We start from the raw sequence: 20587 nt of genomic DNA, 5'->3' as shown, positions 1-20587 counted from the left end.
AACGCATCGTGGAAAGGCTTCTTCCAAGACCTCAAAGCGCGCGGGCTTCGCGGTGTCTTCCTGATCACCAGTGACGCTCACGAGGGCATCCAGCACGCGATTTCCGAAGTGCTGCCTGACGCGTCGTGGCAGCGCTGCCGCACCCACTTCGCGAAAAACCTCTACGAGAAAGTCCCGAAGACACAATGGCCGATGGTCTCAGCGATGTTCCAGACCATCTTCCAACAACCTGATGCCCAATCCACCTGGGCCCAAGCCCGCGAAGTCGTCGACTTGCTGGAACCGAAATTCCCCCAGGTAGCGGCGTACTTGGAGGAATCACTCGATGAGGTGCTGGCGTTTACCGCAGCCCCGAAACCAGTCTGGACGAAGGTGTGGTCAAACAACCCCACCGAGCGGTTAAACCGGGAAATCCGCCGGCGCACCGACGTCGTGGGTATCTTCCCGAACCGCGAATCGATCATCCGGCTTGTCGGCGCGGTCCTTGCCGAGCAACACGACGATTGGATCCAACAAAAACGCTACATGTCACTATCCGCACTCGAACAGACCAAACACCTCATGCACCACCCAGGAGACGATCATGGCGACCACCACCAGCTAACCGCCTAACAAACCCCCAACTTCATACCGAGCCGAAAGTACAAACGGCTACACCACTACACGGGACTTGACCGCCTCAATGTTCCGCACCTGGACCAACATGTTGGACAAAGGGGGTGAAACAGGACTGAAACCACCGTTTGAGACTGCGGACCATGACAAGATCTGGACCCCAAAAGCGCTGGAAGTCACCTTCAGAGGTGCGAAGCCATTGGGAAAGCGCCTACAGGATCCAGAATTTCGTACATACGGGATTACGAGGGAATGGATTTTCAGGAAAATCTCGCCGATTCGTTACATCCGCAACAGAATTGCGCATCACGAATCCATCGCCCCTAATGGGGTTCCGGTAACTGGCACAAACCGACGATTGACGCCACGAGAGTGCCACGAGCTGTGCCTCGAAGTCGCAGAGATCATCGACCGCGACCTTGCTGCGTTCCTACGCTCCAACATCCCAGTCGCCGAGATCCTCGACGAGCTGGACGCCTTCAAAGAATCCATGGATGAACGGCCCTAGAAGTACCCCTCGAAGGCGGCGGCCTTCTTCGCGGTGCGCTCCAGGCGCGACTCGGTCATGGACGCGATCTGGTCCACGATCACCCGCTCGCACTCCAGGTCCGTCTCGGCGGCGTTGAACCACGCCTGGAACATCGTGTCCAGGGTGCCCGGCGCGCCGGCGCGCAGGTACTCGTGGACGCGGTAGATGCGGTCGCGCTGCCGGTCCTGGCGCGCCTGGTGGGCGGGCTGGTCCATGACATAGAGCACGGCGACGGTCTTGAGCAGGCGGACCTCGGCCTCCACGTCCGGCGGGACCACCAGGCGCCCGTGCTGCCGGCCGAGGCCGAGGTTCGAAGCGTCCGCGAGGGCACGGTTGCCGTCGTCCTCGCGGGTGGCACGCGTGACGGCGCCGACGTAGCGGCCCACCAGCTGCGACGTCAACGCTTTCAGCCCCGTCCACGCACCGAGGGAGTAGTCGAACTCGCTCGCGGCGGCGATGGCGGGTAGGGAGCGCAGGCGGTCGGCGGCGTCGACAAGCGAGTCCGCGTCGCCGCCGAACGCGGCCGCGCCCTTCTCCGCCAGCGCGGCCAGCTCGACGAAGTCCCACAGCACGCGCAGCGATACGCGCCCGGAGACGATGCCGTCCTCGACGTCGTGGACGGAGTAGGCGATGTCGTCGGAGAAGTCCATCACCTGCGCCTCCATCGGCGGCGCCCCATCGACGTGCCCCTCACGCACCCACTCCAGCACCGCGGCGTCCTCGTCGTAGGCCGAGTACTTCCGGTTCACAGAACCGTCCGCGTTCGTGCGCGTCAGCGGGTACTTCACGGCCGCGTCTAACGATGCGCGGGTGAGGTTGAGGCCGAAGGACGTGCCGTCGATAAGCACTTTGGGCTCCAGGCGCGCAAGGATCCGCAACGTTTGCGCGTTGCCCTCGAAGCCGCAGGGCGCGACCTCGTTGAGCGCGACCTCGCCGTTGTGGCCGTACGGCGGGTGCCCGATGTCGTGGGTGAGCCCGGCCATCTCGCACAGGTCGGGGTTGAGGCCCAGGCCCTCGCCGATGCCGCGCGAGATCTGCGCGACCTCCAGGGAGTGCGTCAGGCGCGTGCGCGGGGTGTCGCCGTCGCGCGGGCCCACCACCTGCGTTTTGTCCGCGAGCCTGCGCAGCGCCGCGGAGTGCAGCACGCGGGCGCGGTCGCGGGCGAAATCCCCGCGCGAATCCGGGGCGAGTTGCGCGCCCTTCGGCGCCTCGTCGGCGCGGCGCAGGGTATCGGCGGCGTTGTAAACGTACACGTCGCGCTACCCTAGTCGGCATGACTAGCCGTTACTTGCGCATCCTCGCCGTGTCCGGCGGCCTTTTTGTCGCCGCTGCACCCAGCTTTGCGACGGAAGCTCCGCCCGCCCACATCCAGGCCCAAGCCACCGCCACCAAGGCATCCCTCGAACCCGGTCGGCTGACGCAGCCGGTGACCGACGACGCCGCAGTGCTCTCGCCTGCCGAGCTGGCCGAGATAGAAGACGCGATCCAAAACGTCAGCAAGACCCAGGGCAAGTCCGTGCGCGTGGTGTTCTTACGCTCGTTCGGGCAGTACACCCCGCCGGAGTGGGTGGACAAGGCCGTGACAGCGAACGGCTCGAATACCGCCGTGCTGGCGATCTCGCCGGACGAGCGCTTGTACAACGTCGGCGGCGGCGAGGAGTGGACCCAGTCCGAGATCGACCGCATGAACTCCGCCGCGCACGCGCAGCTGTCGCAGATGAACTGGTCGTCCGCGGCGTTGAATGCGGTGAATGCGGTGGCGGGCGGGGGCTCGTCGTCAGGCGATGGCGCAGGCGATGGCGTCGGCTGGCTCGCAGGCGGCCTCGGCGTGGCGGCGCTGGCGGGCGGCGGCGTGTACGCGGCCACCCGCAAGGGCTCGAAGAAGCAGCAGGCCAAGCAGATCGAGTCTGCCAAGGCGCTCGACCCGGCGGACACCGACTCGCTGGGGCGCCTGCCTACGCCGACGCTGGAGGAGGTCGCGCGCGACGCGCTGGTCTCCGCCGACGACTCGATTACCCAGGGCAAGCAGGAGCTCGAGCTTGCCACCGCCGAGTTCGGCGCGGACCGCGTGCGCCCGTTCACCTCCGCGATGAACGAGGCCACCACCACCCTGCAGCGCGCGTTTGCAACGCACCAGAAGCTTTACGACGCCATCCCGGAAACCGAACCCGAAAAGCGCGCGATGCTGGTGGACATCATCTCCTCGTCCGGCCGCGCGGAGCAGGCGCTGCGCGACAAGACCACCGAGTTCAACGAGATGCGCGGCGTGCTCATGCGCGCGCCCGAGGAGGTGGAGAAGGTCCTCGCGCGCACCGTGGACATCCGGGCGCGCCTGGAGCCCGCGCGAGCGACGCTGGCGCAGCTGCAGGGCGAGTACCCGGCGCAGATCCTGGAATCCATCGTGGACAACGTGGACCTGGCCGAAGCGTCGCTGGACGAGGCGGAAAAGGCCCTCGGCGAGGCGCGCACGCTGGCGGATAAGCCTGCCGGGCGCCAGGGCGCGCTTTTGGACACGCTGGCCGCCGCCACCCGCGCCGTCAACGTCTCCGACACCAACCTCGCCGCCATCGAGCACGCCGAGGACAACATCCGCGCCGCGAAGGCCAACCTGCCCGCCCTGATCTCCGAGATCCGCGACGAGCTGCGCGAAATCGAGCGAGTCAAGGGTGCTCGTGCGCAAGGCGCGCCTATCGACGTCGCTTCGCTCGACACCGTCTCCTCCAAGGCCCAACGCATGCTGAGCGAGATCGGCGACCGCGACGAGTCCGACCCGCTGGCCCTGTATCAGGAGCTGACCAGCATGGACGCCGACATCGACGCCGCGCTGGATCGCGCCAAGGGCATCGCCGGCGACCAGTCCCGCGCGCTGCAGCTTTTCGACCAGCAAATGCAAGTCGCCGGCGCCCAAATCCAGCGCGCCGAAGACCTGATCCTCTCGCGCGGGCGCATCATCGGCTCGCACGCGCGCACCCTGCTCGCGGAGGCGAAGCGCCAGTACGCGCAGGCCCACCAGCTGCGCGTGCGCGACACCCGCACGGGCATCGACGCCGCACGCGCCGCCACCGACACCGCACGCCGCGCCGAGGCCGCCGCGAACGACGACCTGCGCCGCTACCAGGCCCAGCGCAACCGTCAGACCGCCGACTCGCTGGCCAGCGCGGTGCTGTGGGGCTCGATGCTCTCCGGCGGCTTCGGCGGAGGCGGCGGCTTTGGCGGCGGTGGTTTCGGAGGCGGCGGCGGGTTCTCCGGCGGGCGCCCCTCCAACCGCGGCGGCACCTTCTAGGCATCTCGGGGCCGCCCGCTCCAAAACCGCTCCCCCGCCCCACCCGACAAACCCAGAGCAACAAACCCAGAGTATGGCCCAAAAACGGCCATACTCTGGGTCGCTTAATAGGGGTTTGCGCGGTGGAGGGGCGGGCCGCGCCGCAGGAGTGCGCTGCGGCGCCGTGCGAGTGCTCAGTAGCGCGTGCGGCGGGCGGGCGCGTCGACGAAGGTCAGCGCCCAGGACATGAACGCGAGGTCGACGAGCTGGATCTCGTCGAACCCGCCGGCGCGAAGCGTCGGCTCCGCCACGTCGACGCCCAGCTCGCCGGACGGGAAGCCCCGGGTCACGGCGATGAGCTCGCCGGCGCCGTCGCGGATCTCGCGCTTCGGGGTCACCGCGCCGGCCAGAAAGTCGAAGCCCGAGCGGTTCAAGCTGTAGCGGCGGCCGGCGCAGTCCGCGGCGTAGCGCGACACCGTGAACCCGGCTTTGCGCAGGACGTACTCCTCGTTCGTCGCAACGTCGAAGGCGCGGAACTTCGCCGGATTATCGGACGTGATGCGAAGCACGGTCTCGCCCACCGTGATCGTGTCGGGGGTGGATTCGGCGATGGACCTTTGGTCGTCGATAAGCGAAGCTTCCTGCCAAATCACAGCACAGCCACCACCACGACAAACAGCGACAGGAACACCAGCGTGGCAATCAACGCGGTGGAATTGACCATCTTGCGGGCCTCCAGCACGCAGCGCGAAAGCCACGCCAGGCCCGCGACGTGCACGGGCGGCAGGTCGGTTTCGCCCTCGAACTCGAGGATGGCCTTGCGCACCCCGTTGTGGTCCTGGGTGAACTGCGCGACCTTCTCCCCGTCTGGGCCCTCGACCACCCAGTTCTTGGACGTCTCCGGGATCAGCGCATACGGGGTGCCGTCCACGACCGCGTCGATGCGCTTCGCGCGCTTCAGGCTGTCGGAGGTGCGCACGATCTCCTCGCCGGCGCACGTGGCCACAGCGCCCGATTCGGCGTGCGCGGTCAGATCCCAGCTCTGGCCGCACACGATCGCGCGGTCGTGCTCGAACACGCCGAGGACGTCCGGGCCGTCCTCGGCCAGCAGCTTCGGCGCGTCCCGGTTCGTGCGGTCCCAGCTCACGTAATGCATGAGCGAAAATCTAGCAGCCGATTAGGCGGGCGGCCAGGTAGGACTCCAGCTCCGCCAGCGGCACGCGCTCCTGTTCCATCGTGTCGCGCTCGCGCACGGTGACTGCCTGGTCCTCCAGGGTGTCAAAGTCGTAGGTGACGCAGAACGGGGTGCCCGTTTCGTCCTGGCGGCGGTAGCGGCGGCCGATCGCGCCGGAGGTGTCAAAGTCGACGTTCCAGTGCTGGCGCAGCTTCGCCGCGAGCTCCTCGGCCGGGCCGGACAGCTCCGGCTTCTTCGACAGCGGCAGCACCGCCACCTTCACCGGGGCGAGGCGGCGGTCCAGGCGCAGCACCACGCGGGTGTCGGTGCCGCCCTTGGCGTTGGGGGCCTCTTCCTCGTCGTAGGCGTCGATGAGGAACGCCATCATCGCACGACCCAGGCCCGCGGCGGGCTCGATGCAGTACGGAATCCAGCGCTCGCCCGACTCCTGGTCGAAGTAGCTCAGGTCCTCGCCGGAGGCCTCGGCGTGGGTGCGCAGGTCGTAGTCGGTGCGGTTGGCCACGCCCTCGAGCTCGCCCCACTTGGAGCCGGTGAAGCCGAAGGCGTACTCGATGTCGACGGTGCGCTTGGAGTAGTGGGAAAGCTTCTCCTCCGGGTGCTCGTAGAGGCGCAGGTTGTCGGGGTTGATGCCCAGGTCGACGTACCAGTTGTAGCGGTTGTCAATCCAATACTCGTGCCATTTTTCGTCCTCGCCGGGTTTGACAAAGAACTCCATCTCCATCTGCTCGAACTCACGGGTGCGGAAGATGAAGTTGCCCGGGGTGATCTCGTTGCGGAAGCTCTTGCCGGTGTTGGCGATGCCGAACGGGGGCTTCATGCGTGACGACGTCATCACGTTCTTGAAGTTCACGAAGATGCCCTGCGCGGTCTCCGGACGCAGGTAGTGCAGGCCTTCCTTGTCGTCCACCGGACCCAGGTAGGTCTTCATCAAACCGGAGAACGCCTTCGGCTCGGTCCAGTTGCCGGGCTGGCCGGTTTCCGGGTCGTTGATGTCCGCCAGGCCGTTTGCCGGCGGGTGGCCGTGCTTTTCCTCGTAGGCTTCAAGCAGGTGGTCGGCGCGGTAGCGCTTGTGGGTGTACAGCGACTCCACGAGCGGGTCGGTGAACACCTCGACGTGGCCGGAGGCTTCCCACACGCGCGTGGGCAGGATGACGGAGGTGTCCACGCCGACGGTGTCGCGGCGGGATTGCACCATGTGCTTCCACCACTGGCGCTTGAGGTTTTCCTTCAGTTCCACGCCGAGCGGGCCGTAGTCCCACGCGGAGCGGGTACCGCCGTAGATCTCGCCGGCCGGGTACACCAGTCCGCGGCGCTTGCACAGGTTAACGACGGTCTCAATCTTTGATGCGGGCATCAACATCTCCTGGTGGGAAAGTGCGTGCAAATTACGGACAACAGCATAGCCCGCCTTACGACGCCTCCGGTTACCCGCCCAGTTTGGACATAAGTCCCACTCTGTCGGGGCGTTCTTGTATTCTGAAAAAATAATTGTTTCCCATTGGTGCTGAGGAAAGGGGACGCCGTGAGCGAACGCTTCCCGTTGGCGGACCTTCCAAAGCTGGCGGACGAGGACATAGACCGCACCGCTGCGCTTGTGAAAGTGTTGGACTCGAAGACTCGGCTGGAGATTCTCCTGCTGCTCGCCGAGGAAGAGATGGTGGTGCACCAGCTGGTCGCCGAGTTGGAGAAGTCGCAGCCGCTGATTTCTCAGCATCTGCGGGTGCTGCGTTCGGCGGGGTTGGTCTCCGCGTCGCGCAAGGGCCGCGAGGTGCTCTATGCGCTGGACCAGCCGGACATCATCGGCATCATCCACGAGCTGGCGTCACTGGAGAAGCTCACCGAGGCCCAGGACGAGCTGGCCGAGCTGCGCAAACGCAAGCGCAACCGCGACATCGGTCACGCCAGCGGCTCCAGCGGCGCGGCGATCGTCGACCCGCCTGCCGCGGTGCGCCCCGAAACGGATCCTGGCCTGGCCCCGCAGACGCCAAAGCCCGTGCGCGACTAGGTAGACTGCAATGGTATGACGCAACCGAACCGCCGGGCGCATCCCCGCCCCGTGCCCAAGCTGGGCCCGCGCATGACGCGCCAGCGCGCCGCCGTCGTGGAGACGTTGCGGGGGCTGGACAAGTTCGCGTCCGCGAAAACCATCCATGAGCAATTGCTTGCCGACGGCGCGTCCGTCGGCCTCACCACCGTCTACCGCACCCTACAATCGCTCGCCGATGTCAAGGCCGTGGACGTGCTGCAGTCCCCCGACGGCGAAACCCTCTACCGCGACTGCCTGTCCGGCCACCACCATCACCACCTGGTGTGCGCTGAGTGCGGCCGCAGCGAGGAAATCGAAGGCGGGCCCGTGGAGAAGTGGGCCGAGGTCGTCGCCTCGCACTACGGCTACGAGCTGGTCGGCCACGACGCCGAAATCTACGGCGTGTGCCGCGCCTGCCAGGCCAAACGCTAACTACTTATCCGCGAACTTGTCCACCGCGCCGCCGAAGCGACGGTCGCGCTTCGCGTACTCGAGCACCGCGTCCCACAGGTCTTGTTTGGTGAAGTCCGGGAACAGCACGTCCTGGTACACCATCTCCGCGTACGCGGAGTGCCAGAGCAGGAAGTTCGACGTGCGCTGCTCGCCCGACGGGCGCAGAAACAGGTCCACGTCCGGCATGTCCGCGCGGTACAGGTAGCGGGCGATGGTTTTTTCGTCGACGGTGGACACGCCATCGTCGATAAGCTTTTGCACCGCATCTGTGATCTCCGCGCGCCCGCCGTAATTGACGCACATCGCCAAGGTCAGGCCGGTGTTGTTTTTGGTCAGCTCCTCGGCGACCTCGAGTTCCTCGATGACGCTGCCCCACAGCTTCGGGCGGCGCCCGCACCACACCACGCGCACGTTCTTCTCATGCAGCTCGTCGCGCTGGCGGCGCAGCACCTCGCGCGTGAAGTTCATGAGAAAGTGCACCTCGGAAGGGCTGCGCTTCCAATTTTCGGTGGAAAACGCGTACGCGGAGAGCCATTCGACACCGCCGAGCTCGATGCACGCGTCGACGGCGTCCATGAGCTTTTCCTCGCCCACCTTGTGCCCCTCGGTGCGCTTCAGGCCGCGCTGCTGCGCCCAACGGCCGTTGCCGTCCATCACCAGCGCGATGTGCTTCGGGATGAACTTCGTGTCAATTCTCGGTGCGCCCATGGGCGTCAATTATGCCTGCTCCATAATCTTGAAGCTTTTCAGCCCGGTTTCCAGGTTGAATTGCAGGTGCGCGACGGTTGCGCGGTGAATTTGCGCCGCGCGTATCGACGGCACTTCGCTGCCCCTCTCCATCAGCCACATCTCGTGCAGCGTTTCGGGGTGGACGTCCATGGACCCCGGCGGGCGGCAGTTGTTGCACACCGCCCCGCCAACGGTGGCGTTGAACGCCTTGTGCGGGCCGGGCGCGCCGCAGTTCGCGCAATTGAACAGGCTCAACCCCCAGCCGGCGTGCTCGGTGGCCTTCAAGATGAACGCGTCGAGGACCATCGTGGGGTGCTGGTCCGTCTGCAGGTTGCGCAGCGCGTCTTGGACCAGGGCGAACAGGGTGGGGTCCGCTTCTTCGAAGCTGAGCTTTTCCGCCGTTTCCATCACCGCACACGCAGCGGCGTAGCGGTCGAAGTCGTCGATGATGCGGGCGCCGAAGTAGGTCACGGTGTCGGCGGATGCGATCGTCGATAGGCCTCGGCCCGGGTAGATCAGCGCGTCGACCTCCACGAACGGCTGCAACCGCGACCCGAAGCGACTCTTCGCCTTGCGCACGCCCTTGGCCACCCCGCGCACCAGCCCGTGGTTCTGGGTGAGCAGGACCACCACCCGGTCCGCCTCGCCGAAGTCGTAAGTGCGCACCACGAACGCGCGGTCGCGCCAGTTCGGGCGCGGGGCCTTAGAAGCCAAGCCGGCCCAGCGCCTTCGGGTCCTGCTGCCAGTTCTTCAGCACCTTGACGCGCACGTCCAGGTAGACGTTTTGTCCCGTCAGCTCAATGATCTGCTTGCGGGCCCGGTGCACGATGCGACTCAAGCGCCGCCCGTCCGGACCCTCGATGATGCGTTTTTGGCCCGGGCGCTCCAGGTAGAGCACGGCGTAGATTTTGACGCGGCGGTCCTCCTGGATCATCTCGTCGATTTGGACGGCGACGGAGTGCGGCAGCTCGTCGCGAAGCCCCTGCAGCGCCTCCTCGCGGATAAGCTCCGCGATGCGCGTCTCCATGTCCTCGTCCGTGGTGTGGCCCTCCGGGTAGAAACGCGGGCCTTGCGGGAGCTTATCGACGAGCACGTCAAGCAGCGTATCCACCTGAACCTGCTGCGTTGCCGACACCGGCACCAGCTCCGCGTCTGGGCCGAGCAGCTCGTGCAGCTCCAGCAGGCGCTCGCCGACAGTGTCCTTGCTGGTTTTGTCCAGCTTGGTCACGATGCCCACGATCGGCGTATTCGGCTTAGTTTCGCGGATCTGCTCCAAGATGTAGCGGTCGCCGGGGCCGATCTTCTCGTCCGCAGGCACCGTGAAACCGATGACGTCCACGTCGGCGAAGGTGTCTTTGACCACGTCGTTGAGACGCTCGCCCAGCAGCGTGCGCGGGCGGTGAATACCCGGGGTGTCCACGACGATGACCTGCGCGTCGGGGCGGTTGATCACGCCGCGGATCGGGTGGCGAGTCGTCTCTGGCTGATCCGCCATGATCGCGATCTTCTCCCCCACCAGCGCGTTCGTCAGCGTTGACTTGCCGGTGTTTGGGCGGCCCACAAAGCTGACAAACCCCGACCTGAAGCCCTCCGGGGTGTCAGTGAAGCCGCCGGCGTCGGCGCGCTCGAAATCGTTCGCGCTGGCGTCTGCGGGCAGATCGTCCGGGAAATCGGGGAAGTCGTTCATGGCCTGGGATTCTACCTGTGGATAAACGGCGTTGTTTGTTGACGCTTCAACGCGGTTATCCACAGATTTTTCGCGGATGCTTTTCGACGCCCATCCGTTGCCCTAGCTTTCAGCCCATGAACTTCACCGACTTTGTTTCCGCAGGCGTAGCCGTGCTCGCCGGCTTCGACCGCGACGTGGCCATGGCCGCCGGCCTGTCCACCAGCCGGGTGCGCGACCTAGCGCGGGTGCACCACGCGTATTACGGCCCGACCCAATTCACCCGCAAACAACGCGACGCACTCGAAGCCGCTCACGGTCTGCCTGTCGACCAGCTCATCCACATCGAGAAAAAGTTGCTCGCCGTCGAAGGCGCCGCCGAACGCTGGCGCATTAGGTTGGACCTGGTGCGCCACCGCGGCTCCTACAGGGCGTTGACCAAACGCATCAAACGCCTGATCAAACAACCCGTCAAACCCGCCCCACCCTCGTGCAGGTTCAGCCGCTCGAAGGCGGGCATGCGCACCATGATCCTCACCTACAACGAGCGCGACCTCGCCGACCTAGAACACGTGCTGCGACAACTCATCGACACAGACGACCCCGCCGCCGCCCAAATGGCCCACACCCTTATCGGGATCCTGCGCGACGGCAAAGGCATACCGAAGGCGAACTTCCGGCCGATCATCCTGGTGCCCATCGCCGACTGGGCCCGCATCCAATCCGGCCACGCAGACGAAGTCACCCTGATCTGCACCGACGGCACCACCATGACCGGTGCCGAATACATGCAGCACGAATTCGGCGACATCCTCGAAGTCGCCGCGTTCCACCCACAAGAAGGACCCGTCAACCTCTACTACGCCGAACGCTGCGCCAACCCCAAGCAAAAGACCATGTCGAAACTGCTCTGCCCGGCCTGTGCGTTTCCCGACTGCAAACACTCCGCCGAAACCACCCAAACCCACCACATCAACGCCTGGCGCTACGGCGGGATGACCAACATGGACAACCTCGCCGAACTCTGCCCCTTCCACAACGGGGTCAACGCGGATAACCGCAACGGCCCGTTCGGCTACATCGACAACCCCAACGCCCGCATCCACTGGGTCGCCCCCAACGGCACACGCGTCCCCATGACCACCCCAGGCGCAATGGAGCTGCTCTTCGACTAACCACACACCGACAACCCGCCCACCGGGCGGGCACATCGGCATGCCCAAAAACGGCTAGAGGGCCTCGACCTCGAACTGAAGCTGCGGGTTTGCGTAATAGTCCTGCGCCTCGACGAGCTTGAGTTCCTGCGATTCGGCCTCGAGGGTGACGCGCAGCAAGTCGTAGACCGAAGACGCCGTCTTGGCCAGGGCGTCCTTGGCGTCGCGGCCGCGGAGGTAGTGGCCGGTAAACAGCGCGGCGGTCACGTCGCCGGAGCCGTTGCGCTTGAACGGCAGGCGCGGGGTGCGCACGATCCACTTGCCGTGGTCGTCGACGGCGATCATCTCCACCGCGTCCTCGGGCGTCTCCGGGCGCTTAACCGACGTGACCAGCACGGTGGACGGGCCCATCTCGCGGGCAGCATCCACGGCGGCCAGGGTGGAATCGAGGTCGGTGACGTCACGCTCGGTGAGGTACCCCAGCTCGAACTGGTTCGGGGTGATGATGTCGGCGGCCGGCACGATCGTCGAGCGGAACAGCGGCGGGATAGTGTCGGCGACGAAGCAGCCGGATGTCGCCGAACCCATCACCGGGTCGCAGGTGTAGATCGCGTCCGGGTTCTCGGTCTTGATGTCGCGCACGGTGCCGACGATCACGTCGGCGATTTCGGGGGATGCCTGGTAGCCGGTGAGGATGCCGTCGATAAGCGAAAATGCTTCGCGGTCCCGGATGCCGTTAAGCACCGCGGCGACGTCGTCGGCCGGGATGATCGGCCCGCCCCACGCGCCGTAACCGGTGTGGTTGGAGTAGTTCACGGTGTACACCGGCCAGACTTCGTGGCCGATGCGCTGCAAAGGAAAGACCGCTGCCGAGTTGCCGACATGGCCATACGCGACAGCGGACTGTATGGAGAGAATGTTGCTCATACGAGCATTTTAGAGCTCCGGGGACACCAGGATCTTCACGGCGGTCTCGTTACGGTTGATCAGGGTGTCGAAGCCCTCGTCGACGACACCGTCGAAGCCGATCTTGCCGGTGATGAACGGCTTGAGGTCGACCTTGCCCTCCTCGACGAGCTTGATGGTCTGCTCGTGGTCGTGGGCGTAGCCGATGATGCCTCGGATGGTCAGCTCCTTCATCACCACGGCGTGGATGTCCAGCTCGGCCTTCTTGGACCAGATGGACTCGACGACCAGGGTGCCCTTGAGCTTCAGGCAATCGACGAGCTGGTCAAGCACGACGTTGACGGAGGTGCACTCGAAGGCAGCGTCGACACCCTTGCCGTCGGTGATCTTCTGCACCTCTTCCTTGAGGTCCTGCTTGGACGGGTCGATGGCGTGGTCGGCGACACCGGCGTCGAGCGCCTTCTGGCGGCGCAGTTCGGACAGCTCGGAGACGATCACAGTGCAGCCATAAGCCTTTGCGACGGCTGCCGTGAGCACGCCGATCGGCCCAGCACCGCCGACCAGGACCACGTCGCCCTCGCCGGCCTCGGAGGCGACGAATGCGTGGTGGGCGACGGACAGCGGCTCGATGAGCGCGGCCTCGTCAAGCGGCACGTCGTTGCTGATCGGGTGGACCCAGCGGCGCTGCACCGCGATCTTCTCGGACAGGCCGCCGCCACCGCCGGCAAGACCGATGAAGTTCACGTCCGGGTGGAGGTTGTACGGGCCCGGCTCCTTCGGGTCGACATCGTCGGGAAGCACGTACGGCTCGACGACGACATGCTGGCCGACCTCAAGATCGTCCACGCCCTCGCCCAGCGCGGCGACGACACCGGAGAACTCGTGGCCGAGCGTGACCGGCGGCTCCTCGCCGGTGATCGGGTGCGGGTGGCCCGGCTTCGGGCAGAAGATCGGGCCTTCGAGGTACTCGTGGAGGTCGGTGCCGCAGATGCCGCACCAGGCGATGTCGATGAGCACCTCGCCTTTGCCTGCTTCCGGGGCGTCGATCTCCTCGACGCGGATGTCCTTCTGGCCGTAGTAACGTACAGCGCGCATGTGAAGCTCCTCTCGATGAAAAACCTGCTTACGCGCACTATTCTACCGAAAAGTAGGACTAATCGCCGGGCAGCGGCTCCACCTGCTCAGCGACGGACACCAGCACGGTGCGGGTCTTGATACGGCCGCGGCGGTCGCGCCCGCCTTCGGCGGTGTAGCGCACCCCGTCGCGAAGAATTGATGCGCCGGGCAGCGGCACGCGCCCCAGCTCGTAGGACAACAGCCCCGCCACCGTGTCGACGTTGTCGATAACGTCCTCGGCGTACTCCAGCTCGTAGTCCAAGTTGTCGGCGAGGTAGTCCACCAAGTCATCCAGCGGCAGGCGCGCCTGGACGCGGAACACGCGCGGCTCCACCTCGGTCACCGGGGCTTCCTCGTCCTCGTCGTATTCGTCGGTGATTTCGCCGACGATTTCTTCCAGCAGGTCCTCCATGGTGAGAAGGCCGGCGACGGTGCCGTATTCGTCGATAAGCATGGCGATGTGCGTGTTCGACTGCTGCATCTCTTTGAGCAGCACGTCCAGCGGCTTTGAGTCCGGGATGAACAGCGGCTCGCGCATGAACTCGGTGATCGGCGTGGTGGGGTCGAGCGGGGTGCCGCGGTCGTCGAACATGTCCTTCAGGTACGCCACGCCGACGATTTCGTCGACGCTCTCCCCGATCACCGGCACGCGCGAATGCCCCGAGCGCACCATCAGCGCGGTGGCTTGGCGCGCGGTTTTCTCGCCCTCGATCCACACCATCTCGGGCCGCGGCACCATCACCTGGCGCGCGTAGTTCGACGCCAGGTCGAAGATGTTTTGGATCATGCGGCCCTCGGTGGTTTCCACCACACCCTTTTCCTGCGCGACCTCGACCATCTCGCGCAGCTCGACCTCGGTGGCATACGGCCCGTCGCGGAAGTCCTCGCCGGGGTGGAACAGGTTGCCCACCCAAATCAACAGCTTTGCGACGGGCCCGAGCACCGCCTGGAACGCCCCCAGCCCCTGGGCCGCCTTGAGCGAGATGGTGTAGGGGTTGCGCTTGCCCGCGGTGCGCGCGAACACCCCGACGATAGAAAATTGCAACAGCGTCACGACGATCACCGCCACCGCAATCGCCCACCCGTCCGAGTCCAGCACATCCATGGCGAGCATCGCGGCGGTGACGGACGCGACGACATCCAGCACCGTTTTGACCAGCACGAGCGTGTTGACGTGGTTCGCGCGGTGGTCCACCACCCGCAACAGCGCCTCCGCGCCCGGGGTGTCGTCTTTGACCATGCCCTCGACGCGGGCGCGCGAGATCGGGGCGAGCGCGGACTCGATGGAGCCGAGCAGGCCGGACAAAAGCAGCGCGGCGACGGTGATGGCCGCGTAGACGAAGGTCAGCGTCACTCGGCGCCCTTCATCAGCTTGTCCAGCTCGTCGCGGTCCGCGGCCGACGGGAAGGCGTGCGCGCCGGTCGGCTTCGGCTGGTATTCCACGCCGCGGCGGACGAGGTCGTCGTACCAGTCCGCCAGGATCTCGTTTTGCAGGGCGAACATTTCGCGCTCGTCTTTCGGCTCGATGTGGTCGTAGCCGAGCAGGTGCAGCACGCCGTGGACGGTGAGCAGCGCCATCTCGTGCGCGAGGTCGTGGCCGGCCATTTCGGCCTGTTTGCGGTCGTAGGCCGGGCACAGGATGATGTCGCCGAGCATCGCCGGCCCCGGCATGTCCGCGTCGGGGCGGCCGCCGCCGGGGGTCAGCTCGTCCATGGGAAAGCTCATCACGTCCGTGGGGCCTTCCAGGTCCATCCAGCGCACGTGCAGATCCGCCATCGTGGCTTCGTCCACGAGCGTGATGGTGGCCTCGGCGTCGGGGTGGACGTCCATGGAGCGCATGGCGAACGACGCGACGTCGATAAGCATTTGCTCACTGACCTCCGCCTCGCCGGACTCGTTTAAGACTTCAATGCTCACTGGTTCGCCTCCGCTTCCCGCTCGGCCTCGATCGCCTGCTGACGCTTCTCGTAGCGCAGGGCGTTCTGCGCGTCGTGGCGGTCGTACGCCGCGACGATGCGCGAAATCAGGTGGTGGCGCACCACGTCGCCGGCGCCGAGCTCCTGGAACGAAATGTCGTCGATGTCCGCGAGGATGCGCCGCGCCACGCGCAAGCCCGAGACGGTGCCGCGCGGCAAGTCCACCTGGGAGGTGTCGCCCGTGACCACCATCTTCGAGCCGAAACCGAGGCGAGTCAGGAACATCTTCATCTGTGCGCCGGTGGTGTTTTGCGCCTCGTCAAGGATGACAAACGCGTCCGACAGGGTGCGCCCGCGCATGTAGGCCAGGGGCGCGACCTCGATGATGCCGGCCTCGATGAGCTTCGGGATCGCCTCCGGGTCCATCATGTCGCGCAGCGAGTCGTACAACGGGCGCAGGTACGGGTCGATCTTGTCGGAGAGCGTGCCGGGCAGGAAACCGAGCTTCTCGCCAGCCTCCACTGCCGGGCGGGTCAAAATGATGCGCTTGACCTCTTTGTTCTGCAGCGCTTGCACCGCCTTCGCCACCGCGAGGTACGTCTTGCCGGAGCCGGCGGGGCCGATGCCGAAGGTGATGGTGTTGTCGTCGATCGCGTCAACGTAGGCGCGCTGGCCGGCCGTCTTCGGGCGGATGACCTTGCCGCGGCGCGAGATGATCTCCTCGCCCAAAATGTCCGCGACGGCACCGGGCGCCTCCGCCTCCATGATGCGCACCGCCTGGACCACCGTGTCCACCCCCAGCGGGACGCCGCGGCGCGCCATGGACTCCAGCTCCTTGACGACGCGCAGCGCGTGCGCCGCCTGCCCCGCGTGCCCCTTGACGGTCAGCTCGGTGCCGCGGGCGTGGAAGCCCACCCCAAGCTGGTCCTCCAAGACCCGCAGGTTGTCGTCGTTGATCCCTAGGACGGACTGTGCGTACGCCGAGTCGAGTTCGACCTTGCGCGTCACCATTTCTTCCATGGGGGCCAACCCTACCAGCGGGAGGTCAACGCCCCGATGGCGCAAAGCCCCGCAAACGCCGCCGAGGCGGTGCGCAGCACCTCGGGCCCGAGCTTCACCGGGTGCGCGCCGAGGACCTCCAGTTCGTCCTCGCCAATGCCGCCTTCCGGCCCGACGATCAGCCACACGTCCTCGCCGAATTCGACGTCGCGGATGGAGTCGGTGGCGTCCTCGTGCAGCACCAGAGCGTGAGGCTCGTGCAGCAGCTCGGACAGCTGGTTCGTCGTCACCGGCTCGCGCACCTCCGGCACCCACGCCCGGCGCGCCTGCTTCGCGCTGGCCAACGCTTGCGCGCGCCACTTCTCCACCTGCTTGGCCTGCTTGTTCGCCGGCCACCGCGCGATGGTGCGGTGCGAAATCCACGGCACAATCGCGTCGGCGCCGCCCTGCACCGCCAGGTCCACGGCGAGCTCCGCGCGCTCGCCCTTGGGCACCGCCTGCACCACCGTCACCCGCGGCGTGGGTTGTGGCGCAAACTGTTGCTTCTCGACGACTCCGTCAACCCGACCAGACCCCACCGACGTGACGCGGGTGACGGCGGTGGTCCCTTGGCCGTCGATAAGCATGATGCGCTCGCCGGGCTGAATGCGCTTGACGTGGGCGTGCTTGGCCTCCGCGCCGGTGAGCACCCCGGCGGCGGGGTCGTCGGTGAGGAAGTACGGCAGGCTCATCGGCGGAAGCGGTCGCGCATGCGGGAGAAGAAGCCCTCGCCGTGCTCGTCGGACTCGACGTGGATTTCCGGGTTGTCCGGGTGGCCGTCGCGCAGGTCCTGCAGGGCGGCACGCTCGTCGTTGGTCAGGGCGGTGGGCACGGTGACCTGGACGTGGGCGATCATGTCGCCGGCGCCCTCGGCGCGCAGCCGCGGCATGCCCTCGCCGGGCAGGTGGATCGTGTCGCCGGGCTGGGTGCCGCCGGGCACCTCGATGGTGGTGCGCTCACCGGCGAGGTTGTCCACAGCCAGCTCGGTGCCGAGGGCTGCGTCGTACATCGGCACGGTCAGGCGCACGTGCAGGTCGTTGTTCTCGCGCACGAACACCGGGTGCGGTTTGACCTGCACCTCCACGTAGAGGTCGCCGGCGGGACCGCCGCCGTGGCCGACCTCGCCCTGGTCCGCCATGCGGATGCGCATGCCGGAGTTGATGCCGGCGGGGATGTTCACGGTCAGATCGCGGGTGGCGCGCACGCGGCCGTCGCCGGCGCACTGGGTGCACGGATCCTTGATCACTTCGCCGTAGCCGTGGCAGGTGGGGCACTCGCGGGTGGTCATGACGTTGCCCAAGAACGACTGCTGCATCTCCTGGACCTGGCCCGCGCCGCCACAGGTACCGCAGGGCACCGGCTTCGCCTCGGTCTTCGACCCGGTGCCGTGGCACTTGTCGCACAGCACGGCGGTGTCCACGGTGACGTCCTTCTTCGTGCCCGCGAACGCCTCTTCGAGGGTGATGGCGGTGCGCAGCAGCGCGTCGTTGCCGGGCTGGACGCGCGAGCGCGGCTGGCGGGCACCGCCGCCGCCGAAGAACGCCTCGAAGATGTCGCCGAGTCCCCCGCCGCCGAAGCCGCCCGCGCCACCCATGCCGCCGCCGGCCTCCATCGGGTCGCCGCCACGGTCGACGATCGCGCGCTTCTGCGGATCCAGCAGCACCTCCTGCGCCGCCGCGATCTCCGCGAACTTCTCGGCCGCCTCCTCGGACGGGTTCACGTCCGGGTGGTACTTGCGCGCCAGCTTGCGGTACGCCTTCTTAATCTCCTGCTCGGTGGCTTCCTGGTCCACGCCGAGGATGCCGTAGTAATCGCGAGCCATAACTTCCCTTCTATTCGCCCCGCAGGATGCGGCTGATGTAGCGGGCCACGGTGGCAACCTTCTGCATGGTACCGGGGTAGTCCATGTGGGTCGGACCCACTACCCCGAGGCCGCCGAGTGCTTCGTCGCCCGAACCGTACGCTGTTGTAACAATCGAGGCGTGCGAAAATTCCTCGTCCTCGTTTTCGCGCCCGATGCTCACGCTGACCCGCTCGAGTTCCTGCGCGCCGGCCAGCAGTTTCAGCACCACCACCTGCTGCTCAAGCGCGTCGATGACGCCCTGCAAGCCTCCCGACGGCACGACCAAGTTCGACGACCCCGCAATGATCAGCCGGTCCGGTGCGGCGTCCACAAGCGTGGTGATCAGCACTTCTGCCGCGCGTGAGGTGGGGTCGGCGAGGTGGGGCGGAGCTTTCGTCGATAGGCGAGAAAGCGCCTCGGAGGCGTCGCGCATGGTTTGGCCCACCAGGGCCTCGTTCAAAAGGTCGCGCAAAAGCCGCACCCCGTCCGGCCCGATCGGCGCCGAAAGCTCCACGTTGCGCTGGTCCACGCGCCCCGCGTCCGTGATCAGCACCAGCAGCAGCCGCGTCGGGGTCAGCTCCACCACCTCGCAGTGCTTCACACGCGAGACCGACAGCGTAGGCAGCTGCACCACCGCCGCCTGGTTGGTCAGCTGGGCGAGCAGCTGCACGGAGCGGCGCAGCACGTCCTCCAAGTCCACGCCGTTTTCCAAGAAATCCAAAATGGCGCGGCGCTCAGCGGCGCTCAACGGCTTGACGTCGTGCAGCGCGTCCACGAACGCGCGGTAGCCGGCCTCGGTGGGGATGCGGCCGGACGAGGCGTGGGTCTGCGAGATGTAGCCCTGCTGCTCCAACACCGCCATGTCGTTGCGGATCGTCGCCGAGGACACCCCCATCTTGTGCCGCTCCACCAGCGATTTCGACCCCACCGGCTCCTGGCTGGCAATGTAGTCCGCCACGATCGCGCGCAGCACCGCTTGGCGCCGCTGGTCCGCAGTACCCATTACGCCTCCTTACTCGGCTGCCAGGATATCGGTGATGATGCCGTCTGCAAGCAGCCGCCCTTTGTCGGTCAACCGCAGCCTGTCGCTTTGCTCAAGCAGCCCCGCGCGCACATGCCTATCGACGACATCCTGTGCCCCCGCCCCGATCCACCCCGACGGGATCCCTTCTTTCAGCCGTAAACCGAGCATGACCGCCTCGGTGTGGGCCTCTTCCTCCGTGATGGGTTCGGTGTCCTGGATGGGCAGCGCGCCGTCGGCAAGCAATTGTGCGTACGTTTCGGGGCGCTTGACGTTGAAGAAACGCTCGGAGGCGATGAAGCTGTGCGCGCCGGGGCCCGCGCCCCACCACTTACGGTTGCGCCAGTAGATGAGGTTGTGGCGGCACTCGCCTCCGGGTTTGGCCCAGTTGGAGACCTCGTACCAGTGGTAGCCGTGGGCGGCGAGGGTATCGGCGATGATTTCGTAGCGGTCCGCGTAGACGTCCTCCTGCGGTGCGGGCAGCTCGCCGCGGCGGATCTTACGGGCCATGGCCGTGCCGTCTTCGACGATGAGCGAATACGCGCTGACGTGGTCGACGTCCGTGTCCAGGATCGCATCGAGGGTGCGGCGGACGTCGTCGTCGGTTTCGGTGGGCGTGCCGTAGATCATGTCCAGGTTCACATGCTGGAAACCGGCGTCGCGGGCCTCGCGGGCGGCGGCGACGGCGCGGCCCGGGGTGTGCTGGCGGTCCAGCACCTTGAGCACCGGCGTGGAGGCTGACTGCATGCCCAGGGAGACGCGGGTGAAGCCGGCGTCCAGGAGCCCGGCGAAGTAGTCGGGGCTGGTGGATTCCGGGTTGGACTCGGTGGTGACCTCCGCGCCGGGGTTCAGGCCGAAGGTGTTGCGGACGGCGTCGAGGATGCGCCCGAGCCCGTCGGCGGCAAGCAGGCTCGGGGTGCCGCCGCCGATAAACACCGTGTCGGCTTGCGGCAGGCCGCGCGCGGCGGCGAGCTCGAGTTCTTTCTCGAGCGCGTCCAAGTACTGGGCGTGGGAGGAATCCACCTCGGTGGGTGTGTAGGTGTTGAAGTCGCAGTACCCGCAGCGCGTGGCGCAAAACGGGACGTGGACGTAAACGCCGAAAGAATCCATGGCCTTAA

22 protein-coding genes are annotated in these 20587 nt (G+C 66.5%); 6 read left to right on the top strand and 16 right to left on the bottom strand.

Annotated features, from left to right (window positions below; translation table 11 throughout):
• A partial coding sequence (locus QP996_RS09320) for an IS256 family transposase (RefSeq protein ID WP_284872370.1) occupies positions 1 to 612 on the top strand: 612 nt, incomplete at its 5' end.
• Positions 613 to 973: 361 nt separating this feature from the next.
• Positions 974 to 1123, top strand: coding sequence for a hypothetical protein (locus tag QP996_RS09315; RefSeq protein ID WP_284872369.1), 150 nt, complete (start codon positions 974 to 976; stop codon positions 1121 to 1123).
• Here QP996_RS09315 and QP996_RS09310 read toward each other — a convergent pair.
• Positions 1120 to 2397 carry a deoxyguanosinetriphosphate triphosphohydrolase gene (locus tag QP996_RS09310; RefSeq protein WP_284872368.1) on the bottom strand — a complete coding sequence of 426 codons (1278 nt, stop codon included), beginning with the start codon at positions 2395 to 2397 and terminating at the stop codon, positions 1120 to 1122. The genes QP996_RS09315 and QP996_RS09310 overlap by 4 nt on opposite strands.
• A 20-nt stretch (positions 2398 to 2417) precedes the next feature.
• Between QP996_RS09310 and QP996_RS09305 the strand changes: the two genes are divergently transcribed.
• The gene (locus tag QP996_RS09305) at positions 2418 to 4427 is read left to right on the top strand and encodes a TPM domain-containing protein (RefSeq protein WP_284872367.1); all 2010 of its coding nucleotides are present in this window, start codon (positions 2418 to 2420) and stop codon (positions 4425 to 4427) included.
• A gap of 173 nt (positions 4428 to 4600) precedes the next feature.
• Here QP996_RS09305 and QP996_RS09300 read toward each other — a convergent pair whose 3' ends face one another.
• Genes QP996_RS09300 through QP996_RS09290 form a run of 3 tightly spaced genes read right to left on the bottom strand, consistent with a single transcriptional unit; the run spans position 4601 to position 6955 of the window.
• Positions 4601 to 5059 carry a hypothetical protein gene (locus QP996_RS09300; protein ID WP_284872366.1) on the bottom strand — a complete coding sequence of 153 codons (459 nt, stop codon included), beginning with the start codon at positions 5057 to 5059 and terminating at the stop codon, positions 4601 to 4603.
• Positions 5056 to 5562, bottom strand: a complete 507-nt coding sequence (locus QP996_RS09295) for a hypothetical protein (RefSeq protein ID WP_284872365.1) — start codon at positions 5560 to 5562, stop codon at positions 5056 to 5058. Before QP996_RS09295 ends, QP996_RS09300 begins: the two co-directional genes overlap by 4 nt.
• A 10-nt stretch (positions 5563 to 5572) precedes the next feature.
• The gene (locus QP996_RS09290) at positions 5573 to 6955 is read right to left on the bottom strand and encodes a glycine--tRNA ligase (protein ID WP_284872364.1); all 1383 of its coding nucleotides are present in this window, start codon (positions 6953 to 6955) and stop codon (positions 5573 to 5575) included.
• Positions 6956 to 7123: 168 nt separating this feature from the next.
• Here QP996_RS09290 and QP996_RS09285 point away from each other — a divergent pair, with 168 nt between their 5' ends.
• Together QP996_RS09285 and QP996_RS09280 are read left to right on the top strand one after the other, a co-directional pair.
• Positions 7124 to 7606, top strand: a complete 483-nt coding sequence (locus tag QP996_RS09285; RefSeq protein WP_284872363.1) for an ArsR/SmtB family transcription factor — start codon at positions 7124 to 7126, stop codon at positions 7604 to 7606.
• 15 nt (positions 7607 to 7621) lie between these two features.
• A complete protein-coding gene (locus QP996_RS09280; protein WP_284872362.1) occupies positions 7622 to 8059 on the top strand; it encodes a Fur family transcriptional regulator in 438 nt (145 codons plus the stop codon).
• Here the strand turns inward: QP996_RS09280 and QP996_RS09275 are convergent, their stop codons facing one another.
• The 3 genes from QP996_RS09275 to era are packed head-to-tail and all read right to left on the bottom strand — an operon-like array spanning position 8060 to position 10496.
• The gene (locus QP996_RS09275) at positions 8060 to 8788 is read right to left on the bottom strand and encodes an isoprenyl transferase (RefSeq protein WP_284872361.1); all 729 of its coding nucleotides are present in this window, start codon (positions 8786 to 8788) and stop codon (positions 8060 to 8062) included.
• A gap of 9 nt (positions 8789 to 8797) precedes the next feature.
• Complete coding sequence (gene recO, locus QP996_RS09270; RefSeq protein WP_284872360.1) at positions 8798 to 9523, bottom strand: DNA repair protein RecO; 726 nt, start codon at positions 9521 to 9523, stop codon at positions 8798 to 8800.
• Positions 9513 to 10496 carry a GTPase Era gene (gene era, locus QP996_RS09265; protein WP_284872359.1) on the bottom strand — a complete coding sequence of 328 codons (984 nt, stop codon included), beginning with the start codon at positions 10494 to 10496 and terminating at the stop codon, positions 9513 to 9515. Before era ends, recO begins: the two co-directional genes overlap by 11 nt.
• A gap of 116 nt (positions 10497 to 10612) precedes the next feature.
• On the opposite strand from era, the gene QP996_RS09260 reads away from it, so the two are divergent.
• Entirely contained in the window at positions 10613 to 11650 is a 1038-nt protein-coding gene (locus QP996_RS09260) for an HNH endonuclease signature motif containing protein (protein ID WP_284872358.1), read from the top strand.
• Positions 11651 to 11704: 54 nt separating this feature from the next.
• On the opposite strand, the gene pdxY is transcribed toward QP996_RS09260, so the two are convergent.
• From pdxY to hemW, 9 genes are read right to left on the bottom strand one after another with little or no spacing between them, the layout of a single operon-like run.
• A complete protein-coding gene (gene pdxY / locus QP996_RS09255; RefSeq protein WP_284872357.1) occupies positions 11705 to 12556 on the bottom strand; it encodes a pyridoxal kinase PdxY in 852 nt (283 codons plus the stop codon).
• A 9-nt stretch (positions 12557 to 12565) separates the two neighbouring features.
• Entirely contained in the window at positions 12566 to 13630 is a 1065-nt protein-coding gene (locus QP996_RS09250) for a 2,3-butanediol dehydrogenase (protein WP_284872356.1), read from the bottom strand.
• A 58-nt stretch (positions 13631 to 13688) separates the two neighbouring features.
• Entirely contained in the window at positions 13689 to 15005 is a 1317-nt protein-coding gene (locus tag QP996_RS09245) for a hemolysin family protein (protein ID WP_284872355.1), read from the bottom strand.
• Positions 15002 to 15568, bottom strand: a complete 567-nt coding sequence (gene ybeY / locus QP996_RS09240; RefSeq protein ID WP_284872354.1) for an rRNA maturation RNase YbeY — start codon at positions 15566 to 15568, stop codon at positions 15002 to 15004. Before ybeY ends, QP996_RS09245 begins: the two co-directional genes overlap by 4 nt.
• Entirely contained in the window at positions 15565 to 16587 is a 1023-nt protein-coding gene (locus QP996_RS09235) for a PhoH family protein (protein WP_284872353.1), read from the bottom strand. Before QP996_RS09235 ends, ybeY begins: the two co-directional genes overlap by 4 nt.
• A gap of 11 nt (positions 16588 to 16598) precedes the next feature.
• Positions 16599 to 17297: a 16S rRNA (uracil(1498)-N(3))-methyltransferase gene (locus QP996_RS09230; RefSeq protein ID WP_284872352.1), complete on the bottom strand. Its 699-nt coding sequence runs from the start codon at positions 17295 to 17297 to the stop codon at positions 16599 to 16601.
• Positions 17294 to 18427 carry a molecular chaperone DnaJ gene (gene dnaJ, locus QP996_RS09225; protein WP_284872351.1) on the bottom strand — a complete coding sequence of 378 codons (1134 nt, stop codon included), beginning with the start codon at positions 18425 to 18427 and terminating at the stop codon, positions 17294 to 17296. The genes QP996_RS09230 and dnaJ overlap by 4 nt, the downstream gene beginning before the upstream one ends.
• Before the next feature lie 10 nt (positions 18428 to 18437).
• The gene (hrcA, locus tag QP996_RS09220) at positions 18438 to 19451 is read right to left on the bottom strand and encodes a heat-inducible transcriptional repressor HrcA (protein ID WP_284872350.1); all 1014 of its coding nucleotides are present in this window, start codon (positions 19449 to 19451) and stop codon (positions 18438 to 18440) included.
• 9 nt (positions 19452 to 19460) lie between these two features.
• Complete coding sequence (hemW, locus tag QP996_RS09215; protein ID WP_284872349.1) at positions 19461 to 20579, bottom strand: radical SAM family heme chaperone HemW; 1119 nt, start codon at positions 20577 to 20579, stop codon at positions 19461 to 19463.
• Positions 20580 to 20587: the final 8 nt, after the last annotated feature.

This window comes from Corynebacterium sp. MSK008 (assembly GCF_030232585.1).
Taxonomy (GTDB): Bacteria; Actinomycetota; Actinomycetes; order Mycobacteriales; family Mycobacteriaceae; genus Corynebacterium.
Note: the sequence above shows the minus strand (reverse complement) of the source record. Positions and strands in the feature narration are given on the sequence as shown.

What these genes read in the sequence shown, in the direction of transcription:
- QP996_RS09305 (WP_284872367.1), top strand. Translation starts at nt 2,418, where the DNA reads ATGACTAGCCGTTACTTGCGCATCCTCGCCGTGTCCGGCGGCCTTTTT.
- QP996_RS09295 (WP_284872365.1), bottom strand. Translation starts at nt 5,562, where the DNA reads ATGCATTACGTGAGCTGGGACCGCACGAACCGGGACGCGCCGAAGCTG.
- QP996_RS09290 (WP_284872364.1), bottom strand. Translation starts at nt 6,955, where the DNA reads ATGCCCGCATCAAAGATTGAGACCGTCGTTAACCTGTGCAAGCGCCGC.
- QP996_RS09280 (WP_284872362.1), top strand. Translation starts at nt 7,622, where the DNA reads ATGACGCAACCGAACCGCCGGGCGCATCCCCGCCCCGTGCCCAAGCTG.
- QP996_RS09275 (WP_284872361.1), bottom strand. Translation starts at nt 8,788, where the DNA reads ATGGGCGCACCGAGAATTGACACGAAGTTCATCCCGAAGCACATCGCG.
- era (WP_284872359.1), bottom strand. Translation starts at nt 10,496, where the DNA reads ATGAACGACTTCCCCGATTTCCCGGACGATCTGCCCGCAGACGCCAGC.
- QP996_RS09260 (WP_284872358.1), top strand. Translation starts at nt 10,613, where the DNA reads ATGAACTTCACCGACTTTGTTTCCGCAGGCGTAGCCGTGCTCGCCGGC.
- pdxY (WP_284872357.1), bottom strand. Translation starts at nt 12,556, where the DNA reads ATGAGCAACATTCTCTCCATACAGTCCGCTGTCGCGTATGGCCATGTC.
- QP996_RS09250 (WP_284872356.1), bottom strand. Translation starts at nt 13,630, where the DNA reads ATGCGCGCTGTACGTTACTACGGCCAGAAGGACATCCGCGTCGAGGAG.
- QP996_RS09235 (WP_284872353.1), bottom strand. Translation starts at nt 16,587, where the DNA reads ATGGAAGAAATGGTGACGCGCAAGGTCGAACTCGACTCGGCGTACGCA.
- QP996_RS09230 (WP_284872352.1), bottom strand. Translation starts at nt 17,297, where the DNA reads ATGAGCCTGCCGTACTTCCTCACCGACGACCCCGCCGCCGGGGTGCTC.
- dnaJ (WP_284872351.1), bottom strand. Translation starts at nt 18,427, where the DNA reads ATGGCTCGCGATTACTACGGCATCCTCGGCGTGGACCAGGAAGCCACC.
- hrcA (WP_284872350.1), bottom strand. Translation starts at nt 19,451, where the DNA reads ATGGGTACTGCGGACCAGCGGCGCCAAGCGGTGCTGCGCGCGATCGTG.
- hemW (WP_284872349.1), bottom strand. Translation starts at nt 20,579, where the DNA reads ATGGATTCTTTCGGCGTTTACGTCCACGTCCCGTTTTGCGCCACGCGC.